The following is an 11855-nucleotide window of genomic DNA, read 5'->3' on the forward strand; positions in this document are numbered from 1 at the left end:
ACGATGAAGGAACTGCTTCTCCTGCGTCACGCCAAGTCGAGCTGGGACGCCCCTGATCTCGACGATTTCGATCGGCCGCTGTCGCCGCGCGGCCTGGACGCCGCCCCGCTGATGGGCAAGGCGATTGCTGCGCGCAACTGGCTGCCGCAGATGGCGCTGGTTTCGCCGTCGGTCCGTACGCGGGAAACCTGGCAACTCGTCGCCGCCCAATCGCCGCGCTTCGTCGAGCCAACCTTCCGCGACACGCTTTACGAAGCCTCGGCAGGGCAGTTGCTGGCCGAGGTGCGCCACGCGCCGGAGGAGATCACCTCCCTGCTTTTGCTCGGGCATAATCCGGGGATGCAGGATTTCGCCACGCTGATTTCCGGCGAAGGTTCCGACGAAACCGCTATGCAGCAACTGCGCAAGAAGTTCCCGACCGCCGGATTGGCACGGCTGGAATTCGACGGCCGATGGGACGAACTGCGTGCCGGAGCAGCCCGGCTCAGCCATTTCCTGCGGCCAAAAGATCTCGACTGACTGCACGAACCTCTCAGTGAATCCGTTCGACGGGTTTGCACGGCACCCGTTCCATCTGCAGCGTCGTGTGATGCAGGTCGAAATCCGCCTGGAGGCGCGCCTCGATGGCGCGGCGCACCGTTTCCGCATCCGCGCCGTCGGAAAGCACGGCGTGCGCGGTCAGCGACGGTTTGCTCTGGGTGATCGCCCAAAGATGCAGATCGTGCACCGAGGCCACGCCGGGCACTGCCGCAATAGCGCTCTCGACTTCATCGATCTTCATGCCCGGCGGCACGCCCTCCAGCAGGATGTTGACGCACTCCTTGAGCAGCACCCAGGTGCGCGGGAAAACCATGAAGCCGATGCCGACGGCAATGACCGAATCGACCCACTGCCAGCCGGTCAGCCAGATGATCGCTGCACCGGCCATGACGCCGAGCGAACCCAGCATATCGGCCCAGACCTCGAGATAGGCGCCCTTCACATTGAGACTGTTGTCCTTGTGGCCGCTCAGGAGCCGCATCGACAGGAAGTTGACGGCAAGGCCGACGACCGCAATGCCCAGCATGCCCAGCGAGGCGATGTCCTGCGGTTCGAACAGCCGCTTGTAAGCCTCGTAGAGAATGTAGAAGGCGACACCGAGCAGCAGCAGCGCGTTGAAGGCGGCGGCCAGTATTTCGAAACGGGCATAGCCATAGGTGCGCAGCAGGTCCGCCTGCCGGCGTCCGACATGGATCGCCAGCAATGCGATCGCCAGCGCCATCGTGTCGGTCAGCATGTGCATGGCATCGGAAATCAGCGCCAGGCTGCCGGTGAAAACGCCGCCGATGACCTCCGCCACCATGAAGGCGCCGGTCAGGCCGAGCGCCATCCACAGCCGCGATACCGGCGTGTTCTGCATGTCGCCATGGTTATGATCGCCGCTCATGGCATGCTCCTCGATGGTCCGTCGCGCCTGCATAATGCGGGAATGCCGGGAAATGGGAAGGGCTACACGCTCTTGTTCCCACCACGGGAAACTCAGGAGATGCCGCTTCGCAGCTGGTATATACTGGTCGACAAGGCGGATTGGTCGAAGCCTGCCGATGTGAAGGCAATGTTTGGAACGACAGTGGATTTCGTGCGCGACAACCGGCTGATATTCAATATCGGCGGCAACAATTATCGGCTGATCGTGCACGTCGCCTACCCTTACCGGCGTGTTCTGATCAAGTTCGTCGGCACCCACGCCGACTATGATCGCATTGATCCGGAGACAATCTAGTGGATATTCGTCCGATCCGCACCGAGGAGGATTACGACTGGGCGCTGGCCGAGATCGAGCAGTATTTTGCCGAAGTCCCCGAACAGGGAACGCCGGAGGCTGATCGCTTCGACGTGCTTGCCGAACTGATCGACGCCTATGAAAACAAGCATTGGTCTATCGAACCAGCCGATCCTGTCGACACGATCCGCCATCGCATGGAAACCCTGGGGCTGGCGCAGAGCGATCTTGCTCAGGTGATCGGTTCGCGCTCACGCGCATCCGAAATACTGCACCGGAAGCGTCCGCTGACGCTGGCGATGATCCAGCGCCTGAGCAAAGCGTGGGGAATTCCGGCGGATGCCCTGATCGCGCCCTATCATCTGGATATGGCCAGCTAACTACCCCGCCGCCCGCACCCAGACCTTGTTGTCGTGCACGGCCGCGCCGCCATAGGGTGCTGGCGCGTCGGCGCCGGTCAGGACGTTGATGCCCTCGCCGCGCTCGTGAGCGGAATTCGGCCAGATGCCTTCCGCGATGACCACGCCGCGCCGGATCGTCTCGAACAGCCTGGCATGCAGCACCACCTCGCCGCGCGGGTTGCCGATCTCGACGCGGTCGCCCGTGGCGACGCCGAGTGCTGCTGCGTCCTGCGGGTGGATCAGCAATTCGGGCCGCCCTTCCTTCTCGCGCGACACCGGCGTTTCGGCAAAGGTCGAGTTGAGGAAATTGCGCGCCGGCGATGTCGCCAGCCGGAAAGGATGCTCGGCGTCGGCCACCTCGATCAGGTCGACATGGTCGGGGAATTCGGGAAGCTGCTCGACCGGGCCGAAGATGCCCATACTTTTAGGCGGCCTGTTGGGTGCGGCGCCGCCGTTCCACTGCGGCTTGAAACGAAACTTGCCGTCGGGATGCCCAAAACCATTCAGGAAATGCGCATCCTCGAACTCAGGCTGCATGTCGACCCAGCGGCTGGCTTCGAGGCTATCAAAATCGCCTAAACCGCGCTTTGAGAGCATGTGGTCGATATGCTCGCGTTCGGTCATCCCGAAGCCCGGCAAATGCGAGACGCCCAGCCGCTTGGCCAGTTCCTCGATGACATAATGGTTGGTGCGCGGCCCTTCCGGCGGTTCGATCAGCTTCGGCCCAAGCGTGACATGCTGGTTGCCGCCGCCCTTGTAGATGTCGTCATGCTCCAGGAACATCGTCGCCGGCAGCACGACGTCGGCGAGCTTTGCCGTGTCGGTCATGAACTGCTCGTGCACGCAGGTGAACAGGTCATCGCGCAGGAAGCCCTGCGTCACCAGCCGCTGCTCGGGCGCGACATTCACCGGGTTGGTGTTCTGGATCAGCATCGCCGTCACCGGCGGGCCGCCGTAAAGCGCGTCCTCCGCATTGGTCAGCACCGGCCCGATGCGGGAGTGATCAAGATAGCGGATTTTGGGGTCGCGCAGCTTCGTGCCTTCCAGCAATTCGCCGTTGAGCTTGAAGATGCCTGAATTGGAGTGGAAGGCACCACCGCCCTCATACTGCCAGGCACCGGTGACCGCCGGGATCGACAGCGCCGCATGCATGTTGACCGAGCCGTTGCGCTGGCGCGCGAAGCCGTAGCCGAGGCGGAAGAAGGTTTTCTTCGTCGTGCCAACCAGCCGCGCGAAGTCTTCGATCTCCGCGACGGAAAGCCCAGTGATCGCCGCTGCCCACTCCGGCGTGCGGCTAGCGAGATGCGCCTCCAGCCCTTTCGGATCGTCAGTGTATTTTTCGAGATAGTCGCGATCGGCGAAGCCGTCGCGAAACAGCACATGCATCACCGCGCAGGCCAGCGCGCCGTCCGTGCCCGGCTTCAGCACCAGCGCCATGTCGGCCTGCTTCATCGTCGCCGTCTCGTAGATGTCGATCACGACGATCTTCGTGCCGCGCTCCTTGCGGGCCTTCACCGCATGGGTCATCACATTGACCTGCGTGACCACCGCATTGGTGCCCCAGATCACGACGCAGTCGGACTTGGCGATCTCGCGTGGGTCCGAGCCGCGCAGCGCGCCCGTGCCCAGCACATAGCCGGTCCAGGCGAGATTGGTGCAGATAGAGGCGAAGAAGCCCGAATACTTCTTTGCATGGCGCAGCCGGTCAATGCCGTCGCGCTGCACCAGCCCCATGGTGCCGGCATAGAAGTAAGGCCAGACCGTCTCGCTGCCGAGCTTTTCCTCGGCGCGAATGAATTTTTCGGCCACCAGATCGAGGGCGGCTTCCCAGCTCGCCTCTTTCCAGCTGCCCTCGCCCTTGGCGCTGGCACGCACCAGCGGCTTCATAAGCCGGTCGGGATGATGGATGCGATCGGCATAGCGCGCGACCTTGGCGCAGATCACGCCCGCCGTGTAGCTGTTGTCCTTGGCGCCATGCAGGCGGCCGATGCGGTTGCCGTCGAGGATCTCGACATTGAGCGCGCAGGTCGACGGGCAGTCATGCGGACAGGCGGAATGGCCGATTCTGAGCTTGGCGTGCTGGTTCATGCGGCGAAACTACAGGGTTTTGAAAGCAAGGTGTAGGGCCCAGGATTGCGCGGTTTTCTTTGTTCGTAGCAATGTTGCATGGCAGGACAATCGCCCATTGCCGCAGGTCGACCCCCACTCCGTCACGCTTCGCGTGACACCTCTCCCCCGTTCGACGGGGGAGAGGTGGCTCGGCGAAGCCGAGACGGAGTGGGGGTCGAACTCTACAGCCATCTCCCCGAGGGCCATGAACGGGAAGAAGGAAGAGAGAAACCTTACTCCGCCGTGCCTTCCTCATATTCCGCCGAAAGCTTCAGCCACTTTTCCTCGTGGCCGTTGAGCGTGGCGTTCAATTGCGAGCGTTCCTTGGCGAGTTGGGTCGCGGTCGAGGGGTCTTTCTCGTAGACTGCCGGGTTGGCGAGTTCGTCCTCGATGCTGTCGATGCGCTTGCGGATGCGGTCCATCAGCGCTTCCGTCGCGCGGATTTCCTTGGCGATCGGCTCCATGGCGGCGCGGCGCGCGGCAGATTCTCGGCGACGGTCGGCCTTGGAGGCCTTGTCCGCCTCGCGCTTCTCGCGGCTGTTGGCCGAGACGCCGGTGATCTGCTGGCGGTAATCGTCGAGATCGCCGTCATAGGGGTTCACATGCCCGTCCTTGACCAGCCACAGCCGGTCGGCGGTGGCCTCAAGCAGATGGCGATCATGCGAGATCAGGATTACCGCGCCCGGAAACTCGTTCAGCGCGTGGATCAGTGCCTCGCGGCTGTCGATATCGAGATGGTTGGTCGGTTCGTCGAGGATGAACAGGTTTGGCCCCTCGAAGGCCGACAGCCCCATCAGCAGACGCGCCTTCTCGCCGCCGGACAGATCCTTGGCCGGCGTGTTCATCTTTTCCGTCGCAAGGCCGAACTGGGCGACACGCGCCCTCACCTTGGATTCCGGCGCTTCCGGCATCATCCGGCGCACATGCTCGTAGGCGTTTTCCTCCGGCCGCAGATCGTCGAGCTGATGCTGTGCAAAGATCGACACCTTCAGGCCGGGCGCGATGGTCATCGAGCCCTTTTCCTGCTTCAGCCGGCCAGCGAGCAGCTTGGCGAAGGTCGACTTGCCGTTGCCGTTGGCGCCAAGCAGCGCGATGCGGTCATCCGCATCGATGCGCAGCGTCATCTTTTTGAGGATCGGGCTTCCGGGCTGGTAGCCGACATCGACACCGTCCAGCGCCACGATCGGCGAGGCCACGGTCTTCACCGGCTCGGGAAAGTGGAATGGCCGCACGCTGTCTTCCAGCAGGGCCGAGATCGGCTTCATCTTCTCCAGCGCCTTGATGCGCGACTGCGCCTGACGGGCCTTGGAAGCCTTGGCACGGAAGCGATCGACGAAGGACTGCAGATGCTTGCGCGCCGCCTCCTGTTTGACGCGGCCCTTCTCCTGCAATTCGCGCTGCTCGGAAAGCTGGCGCTCGAACTGGTCGTAGCCGCCGCGCCAGAAGGTCAGCTTCTTCTGGTCGAGGTGGACGATCGAATTGACCGCGCGGTTGAGCAGGTCGCGGTCGTGGCTGATCAGCAGCACAGTGTGCGGGTATTTCGAAACATAGGTTTCGAGCCACAGCGTGCCTTCAAGGTCGAGATAGTTGGTCGGCTCGTCCAGCAGCAACAGGTCGGGCTCGGAAAACAGCACCGCTGCCAGCGCCACGCGCATGCGCCAGCCGCCGGAGAAGGATGAGGCCGGCCGCCTCTGCGCGGCATCGTCAAAGCCAAGGCCGGCGAGAATGGTCGCGGCGCGCGCTTCGGCCGAATGCGCGTCGATATCGGCCAGCCTTATGTGGATTTCCGCGATGCGATGCGGGTCGGTCGCCGTCTTCTCCTCTTCGAGAAGGGCTGCGCGCTCGAGATCGGCCTTCAGCACGATCTCGATCAGCGGCTCCTCGGTGCCCGGCGCTTCCTGCGCCACCTGGCCGATGCGCAGGTTCTTGGGCAGGCTGACGGAGCCGGTCTCGGCCGACATGTCGCCGGTGATCGCCTTGAACAGCGTCGTCTTGCCGGTGCCGTTGCGGCCGACAAGCCCAGCCTTCGTTCCCGCCGGCAGCGTAAGCGAGGCGTGGTCGAGAAGCAGGCGTCCGGCAATGCGGAGGGAAAGGTCGTTTATAATAAGCATTGCGGGCTTTTGCACTGGACGCCGGAAGTTCGCAAGGCCTCCGCCATATGGCAAATCGAAGCTGGACGAAAAACGGCCCGCCAGTGGCGGGCCGCTTTTCTCTTGCCTATGACGGGCTCCAGGATGTCACGGCATCCCTAGAGGCATTTTCCTCGTCTGTTCTCTGTTAGCGCGCAGCCATCTGAACTGAGCGGCAAAGTGCTACGAGGTCACCGTCATAGCTGGATGGGCTTCCCAGGATTTCGATGCAGCGGCGCTTGTAGCGGGCCAATTCCTTGGAGCTCATTCCGGCAACCACGCCCGAAGCACCGGGGGTCCCGGGGGTAACGCCCGGATTGCCGGGAGTGCCAGGCTTGCCAGGGGTACCGGGATTACCGGGCGTACCGGGATTGCCAGGCGTGCCAGGATTTCCCGGAGTTCCAGGATTACCGGGTGTCAACGCTCCACCGCCGATGCCGATACCGATGCCGACGCTCGCCAGCCCCGTCGTCCCGCCGACATTGGCGTTGACGCCGGCTCTCACGCCGTTGGCGCCGCCGATAGTGGCACCCGTACGGGAATCGACCAGGCCGGTGCGACCGGCGACCGACGTGTTGCTTTTCGCGTTAATGCCATTGGCGCCGCCTACGGTCGCGCCAACGCCGACATTCGCAAGCCCTTCGCTGCCGCCGACAGTCGCGCCGACATCCGCGTTGATGCCTCTGGCGCCGCCGACACTGACGCCAACGCCCAGGGCACCGTTCTTGCTGCCGCCGACGCTTATGCCGTTGGCGCCGCCGACATTCAGGCCGCCCTTGGAGCCGCCGAGGCCAAGGCCGTTGCTCACGCTGCTTAAGCCACCGAGGCCGCTGCGAGCGTCCTGCGCAAGAACCGGCATGCAGAATGCTAAAATGATTGCACCACTCGCCAAGGTCTTGGCGACTTTACGTATGATCGAAGCCATAACTCTCTCCTGTGGTTGACATGAGCCAGCCGACAATCGCGCCGACTAACAATGCAACTACGAATAGCAGAGAGATTAGTTTCAAAGAGCTATGAATATAGTTTCTGATCTACTTCGATATAGATCGAATTATATTAGATGTTTAGATAGTCTCGACTAACCCATAATTTTCAAAGGAAATTTTCAGCAACCCGCAATTCATGCGTAGGCTCGCCCTTCCTCCGTCCTCTGGAAGGCGATCAAATCCAGTTGCACGGATGGTTTGCCGAGCACGGTCAGGATCATATGTGCCTGGCCGCGATGATGCGTCTGGTGGTTGAACAGATGGTCGAGCGCCGGTGCCAGACGCTGCGAGATCGTACGCATGTCGCTGACGGTCATGTAGCTGAAGCGGCCGGCCAGAGCCTTCGCGTCGAGCCCGTCGATCCAGGTGAAGATGCGCTTGTCCTCGACCTCGCGGGCGGCACGCAGTTTGGTGAAATTGGCATGGATGATCGTGTCGAGCGCTGCCGGCGCATCGCCCTGGCCGGTGAAGCGCTTCATCCAGATGCGATCTGCGGCCACAAGATGGTTCAGCGTGCCCATCATCGACTTGAAGAAAGCGCCTGTATCGCGGCAGAACTCCTCCTCGGTGAGCGTTGCGGCGACGTCGTAAATGCGCCCATTGGCCCAAGCGTTATAGGCGGCCAACATCATGAAATGCTGTCTCATGGACTTCCTTTTGACATGCAAAGCAAGGAATATGTCCGCCACTCCTAACGCGCGGCAAGAGACACGCCAATGACCATTCTGCTTTACGACCTTGTCGGACACGATCAAACGCGCCCCTACAGCCCGCATTGCTGGAAGACGGCGATGTCGCTGGCGCACAAGGGCCTCGACTTCGAGACCGTGCCGACCACTTTCCTCGAGGTTCCGGCAGTCGAGGGCGGCGTTTCGAAGACCATTCCGGTGATCCGCGACGGCAATGCCGTCGTGGCGGACTCCTTCCAGATCGCGCTCTATCTCGATCAGGCTTATCCGGAGCGTCCGACCCTCTTCGGCGGCGAAGGCGGCGAGGCGATGGCCCGCTTCATCGAGCGCTGGTCGCAGATGACGCTTCATCCCTATCTGGGTGCAGCCGCACTGATGGATATCTACGGACGGCAGAACGAAGCCAACAAGGCCTATTTCCGCGAAAGCCGCGAAGCCCGCTTCGGAAAGTCGCTCGAGGACGTCGCTGCGGTTCGCGAGAGCGGCCTTGCCGCCTTTCGCGCATCGCTTGAGCCATTGCGCAACATGCTCACCTACCAGCCTTTCATCGGGGGCGATGCGCCGCTCTATCCCGACTACATCGTCTTCGGCGCCTTGCAGTGGGTCCGTGTCACGTCGCCGTTCCAGTATCTTGCTGCCGACGATCCGGTAAGCGCCTGGTTCGAGCGCTGCCTCGACCTCCACGACGGCATCGGCCGCACGGTGGACGCCGCGGCCTGAAGCCGGGCTAGGCCTGAGGCGTTTGATAACTCGTCCTGCCGGGTCATATGGCGTGGTTTTCGGGGTCGCCACAGGCGACGAGCGGAGTGGGCATTCAAATCCATAAGCACCGGAAGCGCAGAAAACTGCGTCAGATGGTCGGCAGGGTAGAGTTAGCAAATGCCTCAGGGGCCTTGGCAATGCGGCGGACGGCTTGTATAGGGACCGCCACATCTGCCCTTCCCCATTCTCAAAAGGATATACCATGGCGATCGAACGCACGTTTTCGATGATCAAGCCCGACGCGACCCGCCGCAACCTCACAGGCGCCATCACCAAGATGCTGGAAGATGCCGGCCTGCGCGTCGTCGCATCGCGCCGCGTCTGGATGAGCCGCCGCGACGCGGAAGGTTTCTACGCCGTCCACAAGGATCGCCCTTTCTTCGGCGAACTGGTCGAATTCATGTCGTCGGCTCCGACCGTCGTGCAGGTCCTGGAAGGCGAGAACGCCATCGCCAAGAACCGCGAAGTGATGGGCGCCACCAACCCGGCCAACGCCGACGAAGGCACCATCCGCAAGGTTCATGCCCTGTCGATCGGCGAAAACTCCGTCCACGGCTCCGACGCCCCGGAAACCGCTGCCCAGGAAATCAGGTACTGGTTCTCCGACACCGAGATCGTCGGCTGAGTTTCTGATTCAGTTTTCGGGCATAACTGCCTGATTGCAATGAAAAAGCCGGGGTTTTGCCCCGGCTTTTTTGTTTCCACCGATGCAAATGTCGCTTCACTCAGCACTTGCAAACCGGATCACGTCGCGCCCTTCCGCGTCGACCAGAAACATCTTGCCGTCTGCGTCGATGCGATAGGAGGATGCCTTGCTCAGCGCCGCAAAAAGCTTCTTTTCCTGATCCATGATCGCCGGCGCGCAGGCCATGAAGGTCGAGCCGATATCGCCGAGCTTGATCGTGCTGCCTTCGATTGTCGCCTTGCCGAAATAGCTGTTGCAGGCGCCGCGCCCGCTGATCTTGCCGCCGGGATCGAACTTCAGCGTCGACTGCGCATCGTCGATCACGCCGCCGCCCTCGATGTCCTCGGCCAGCCAGGTCGTGCGGAAGATCGGTGGTGGTTCGGTTTCCATCGAGCGCTTGACCATCCTCAGCACCATGGATTGCGGCTCCGCCTTCAGCGGATCGAGGCGATAGCGCACGTCATTGATGAACCAGATCGTATCGTCGACCGTAATGCGGGCCTGAAGGGAATAGGTGTGTTTTGGCTGGATCACCGCCGGATCGAAGCGGATCTCGAACTTGATCGGCACCTGGCCGGGTTCCTTGAATGTCTGCTCGCCGATAATTTTTGCGGGAGCATCGGCCAGCGACACATCCGATAGCCAAACCTTGACGACGGCGTTCGGCGGCAGGGCAATCCGTTCGCGATAAAGAATCTCGCCCGTGACGGACTTTTCCTGCGCAAATGATTGCAGCGGCATCATGAGAGTGCCGATCACCAGGGGAGCAAAACCGAAAACGAAAAATTCGGCGAGCCTGTCCAGCATGATCAAACCTCCTCTATCGACCATTGCCTTTAGAGCGAAGGAATACGGTTGTTCCGTGACAGGATGACGGAAAATTTCAGGCCGCAATACTTATGTTTGCTGCCGTTTCCAGCGCGCTGCGGCCTGATCATCGTTCTCCTTCGCGTCGACCCAGCCGCCGGTCGAGCCATCGACCCGATGCTCCTTCTTCCAGAAGGGCGCGCGCGACTTCAGATAGTCCATCAGGAAATTCGCCGCTTCAAATGCCGCCTGTCGATGTGCCGACGCGGCAGCGACGAGGACAATATTTTCGCCCGGAGCGATCTTGCCGAAGCGGTGGATCGCGGTCAGGCCAAGCAGCGGCCAGCGTTCGATCGCCTCAGTGGCGATGCGCGCAATCTCGGCCTCGGCCATGACGGGATAGTGCTCGAGTTCAAGGGCGGAAAGCGCGCCGGCCTCGTCGCGGCAGAGTCCGGAAAACGTCACGACCGCACCGATGTCGGCTCGTCCCTTCGAGAGCCGGGCGATCTCGGCGTTGACGTCGAAATCCTCCCGCTGAATGCGGATATCGGGTTTGAAGCTCGCCGACATCGTGGCTCAGCCTCCGGTCATCGGCGGAAACAGCGCGATCTCGCGCGCGCCAGCCAGCTTTTCCCGATGCTCGACATGCTCGTGGTTGATGGCGACGCGGATCACGTCGGGATATTGCAGCGCGTTTTCATATTCCTCGCCGCGACCCTTCAGCCATTGCAGAAGATCGGACACCGTCTCCACCTCGGCGGGCAGCGCCACATCCTCTTCGGCCAGGCCGATGCGCTCGCGCACCCAGGCGAAATAGACGAGTTTGGTCGGATGCTGTGTCATTCGTCGATGATATGCTTCACGCCGGCCCGGAAATAGTCATAACCGGTATAAAGCGTAACAAGGGCTGCAATCCAGAGCAGCGTCAGGCCGATCTGCGTCCAGTAGGGCACGATCTTGTCGCCGGTGGGCCCGAGAAGCAGGAAGGCGATGGCGACCATCTGGATGGCCGTCTTCCATTTGGCAAGCTGCGTCACCGGCACGCTGACCTTCAGCGCCGCCAGATATTCGCGCAGGCCCGAAACCAGTATTTCGCGGCACAGGATGATGATCGCCGCCCACAGCGACCAGCCGGCAATGCCGCCGCGCTGATCGGTGTCGGCGGCAAGCAACAGCAGGCAGGTCGCCACCAGAAGCTTGTCGGCGATAGGATCGAGCATGCGGCCGATATTCGAAGTCTGCTGCCACGCACGGGCAAGGTAGCCGTCGAGATAATCGGTGACGCTGGCGAGGATAAAGATGATCAGCGCCGCCCAGCGCGCGAAGTCGCTCGACTGCAATCTTCCTTCGAGAAAAAAGCATAGGACAACCAGCGGCACGGCAAGGATGCGCGCGTAGGTAAGCATGTTTGGAAGGTTGAATGCGCGCCTGGCCATCTCTAATCCGTTATTTCTTTCAGCTTTCGTACTCAAATCAGATGCGGATGTGGGGGGTCAATTGCGGGAAATCGATGGCCCAAGGA

14 protein-coding genes are annotated in these 11855 nt (G+C 61.8%); 5 read left to right on the forward strand and 9 right to left on the reverse strand.

Going from position 1 to position 11855, the window contains the following annotated elements:
- The first annotated feature begins 3 nt into the window (after nucleotides 1–3).
- The gene (locus DZG07_RS16705) at nucleotides 4–519 is read left to right on the forward strand and encodes a histidine phosphatase family protein (protein WP_119818813.1); all 516 of its coding nucleotides are present in this window, start codon (nucleotides 4–6) and stop codon (nucleotides 517–519) included.
- 13 nt (nucleotides 520–532) lie between these two features.
- Here DZG07_RS16705 and DZG07_RS16710 read toward each other — a convergent pair whose 3' ends face one another.
- On the reverse strand, nucleotides 533–1426 hold the full coding sequence (locus tag DZG07_RS16710) for a cation diffusion facilitator family transporter (protein ID WP_119821819.1): 894 nt from the start codon (nucleotides 1424–1426) through the stop codon (nucleotides 533–535).
- A gap of 42 nt (nucleotides 1427–1468) precedes the next feature.
- Between DZG07_RS16710 and DZG07_RS16715 the strand changes: the two genes are divergently transcribed.
- Together DZG07_RS16715 and DZG07_RS16720 are read left to right on the forward strand one after the other, a co-directional pair.
- Nucleotides 1469–1762, forward strand: coding sequence for a type II toxin-antitoxin system HigB family toxin (locus tag DZG07_RS16715; RefSeq protein WP_119821821.1), 294 nt, complete (start codon nucleotides 1469–1471; stop codon nucleotides 1760–1762).
- The gene (locus DZG07_RS16720) at nucleotides 1762–2142 is read left to right on the forward strand and encodes a helix-turn-helix domain-containing protein (RefSeq protein WP_119818816.1); all 381 of its coding nucleotides are present in this window, start codon (nucleotides 1762–1764) and stop codon (nucleotides 2140–2142) included. The genes DZG07_RS16715 and DZG07_RS16720 overlap by 1 nt, the downstream gene beginning before the upstream one ends.
- Here the strand turns inward: DZG07_RS16720 and DZG07_RS16725 are convergent, their stop codons facing one another.
- The 4 genes from DZG07_RS16725 to DZG07_RS16740 all read right to left on the reverse strand — a co-directional run bounded on the left by DZG07_RS16725 (nucleotide 2143) and on the right by DZG07_RS16740 (nucleotide 8037).
- Nucleotides 2143–4251 carry a molybdopterin oxidoreductase family protein gene (locus DZG07_RS16725; protein ID WP_119818819.1) on the reverse strand — a complete coding sequence of 703 codons (2109 nt, stop codon included), beginning with the start codon at nucleotides 4249–4251 and terminating at the stop codon, nucleotides 2143–2145.
- A 254-nt stretch (nucleotides 4252–4505) separates the two neighbouring features.
- The gene (locus tag DZG07_RS16730; protein WP_119818822.1) at nucleotides 4506–6383 is read right to left on the reverse strand and encodes an ABC-F family ATP-binding cassette domain-containing protein; all 1878 of its coding nucleotides are present in this window, start codon (nucleotides 6381–6383) and stop codon (nucleotides 4506–4508) included.
- A 166-nt stretch (nucleotides 6384–6549) separates the two neighbouring features.
- Complete coding sequence (locus tag DZG07_RS16735; protein ID WP_245429501.1) at nucleotides 6550–7209, reverse strand: hypothetical protein; 660 nt, start codon at nucleotides 7207–7209, stop codon at nucleotides 6550–6552.
- A gap of 315 nt (nucleotides 7210–7524) precedes the next feature.
- Nucleotides 7525–8037: a DinB family protein gene (locus DZG07_RS16740; RefSeq protein WP_119818828.1), complete on the reverse strand. Its 513-nt coding sequence runs from the start codon at nucleotides 8035–8037 to the stop codon at nucleotides 7525–7527.
- A 69-nt stretch (nucleotides 8038–8106) separates the two neighbouring features.
- On the opposite strand from DZG07_RS16740, the gene DZG07_RS16745 reads away from it, so the two are divergent.
- Both DZG07_RS16745 and ndk read left to right on the forward strand, forming a co-directional pair.
- Nucleotides 8107–8799 carry a glutathione S-transferase family protein gene (locus DZG07_RS16745; RefSeq protein WP_119818831.1) on the forward strand — a complete coding sequence of 231 codons (693 nt, stop codon included), beginning with the start codon at nucleotides 8107–8109 and terminating at the stop codon, nucleotides 8797–8799.
- 244 nt (nucleotides 8800–9043) lie between these two features.
- Nucleotides 9044–9466 carry a nucleoside-diphosphate kinase gene (gene ndk, locus DZG07_RS16750; RefSeq protein WP_091912154.1) on the forward strand — a complete coding sequence of 141 codons (423 nt, stop codon included), beginning with the start codon at nucleotides 9044–9046 and terminating at the stop codon, nucleotides 9464–9466.
- Between the two features lie 96 nt (nucleotides 9467–9562).
- Here the strand turns inward: ndk and DZG07_RS16755 are convergent, their stop codons facing one another.
- The 4 genes from DZG07_RS16755 to pgsA all read right to left on the reverse strand — a co-directional run bounded on the left by DZG07_RS16755 (nucleotide 9563) and on the right by pgsA (nucleotide 11769).
- Nucleotides 9563–10333 carry a YbaY family lipoprotein gene (locus DZG07_RS16755; RefSeq protein WP_119821823.1) on the reverse strand — a complete coding sequence of 257 codons (771 nt, stop codon included), beginning with the start codon at nucleotides 10331–10333 and terminating at the stop codon, nucleotides 9563–9565.
- Between the two features lie 90 nt (nucleotides 10334–10423).
- The gene (locus DZG07_RS16760; RefSeq protein WP_119818834.1) at nucleotides 10424–10903 is read right to left on the reverse strand and encodes a molybdenum cofactor biosynthesis protein MoaE; all 480 of its coding nucleotides are present in this window, start codon (nucleotides 10901–10903) and stop codon (nucleotides 10424–10426) included.
- 6 nt (nucleotides 10904–10909) lie between these two features.
- Nucleotides 10910–11176 carry a molybdopterin converting factor subunit 1 gene (gene moaD, locus DZG07_RS16765; RefSeq protein WP_091912165.1) on the reverse strand — a complete coding sequence of 89 codons (267 nt, stop codon included), beginning with the start codon at nucleotides 11174–11176 and terminating at the stop codon, nucleotides 10910–10912.
- On the reverse strand, nucleotides 11173–11769 hold the full coding sequence (gene pgsA, locus DZG07_RS16770; RefSeq protein ID WP_091912167.1) for a CDP-diacylglycerol--glycerol-3-phosphate 3-phosphatidyltransferase: 597 nt from the start codon (nucleotides 11767–11769) through the stop codon (nucleotides 11173–11175). Before pgsA ends, moaD begins: the two co-directional genes overlap by 4 nt.
- Nucleotides 11770–11855: the final 86 nt, after the last annotated feature.

Origin of the sequence: Mesorhizobium sp. DCY119 (assembly GCF_003590645.1) — a bacterium.
Lineage (GTDB): Bacteria > Pseudomonadota > Alphaproteobacteria > Rhizobiales > Rhizobiaceae > Mesorhizobium_M.